General features: G+C 64.4%; 1 protein-coding gene. It reads left to right on the plus strand.

All coding sequences use genetic code 11. The features are described 5' to 3' along the window. On the plus strand, positions 1-416 hold a 416-nt coding region (locus EN906_RS37015), incomplete at both ends, for a pyridoxal-phosphate dependent enzyme (RefSeq protein WP_127375905.1).

Below are 416 nucleotides of genomic sequence, written 5' to 3' on the forward strand. Positions count from 1 at the left end.
GCCCGATATCGTCATGCGGCCGGTCGGCGGTGGCGGACTTGCCGCGGGCGTCACCCATTATTTCGCCGATCAGGGCAGGGAAGCACGCTTCGTCTTCTGCGAACCGGCAGGCGCGCCGAGCCTGCGCGAAAGCCTTGCGGCGGGAAAACGGCTCAAACTCGCCAAGGTCGACAATTTCGTCGATGGCGCCGCGGTGGCCGAGATCGGCCGCGAGCCGTTGCGTCGTCTCAAGGATTTTTCGGCCGACACAGTGCGGCTGATCCCGGAAAACCGGCTCTGCGCCACCATGATCGAAATGCTCAACGTCGAAGGCGTCGTGCTGGAGCCGGCCGGCGCGCTGGCGATCGATGCGCTCAAGGATTTCTCCAAGAAGGAGATCAGGGGCAAGACCATCGTTGCCGTGGTTTCGGGCGGCA

This window comes from Mesorhizobium sp. M7A.F.Ca.CA.004.06.1.1, from assembly GCF_003999135.1.
GTDB lineage: Bacteria > Pseudomonadota > Alphaproteobacteria > Rhizobiales > Rhizobiaceae > Mesorhizobium.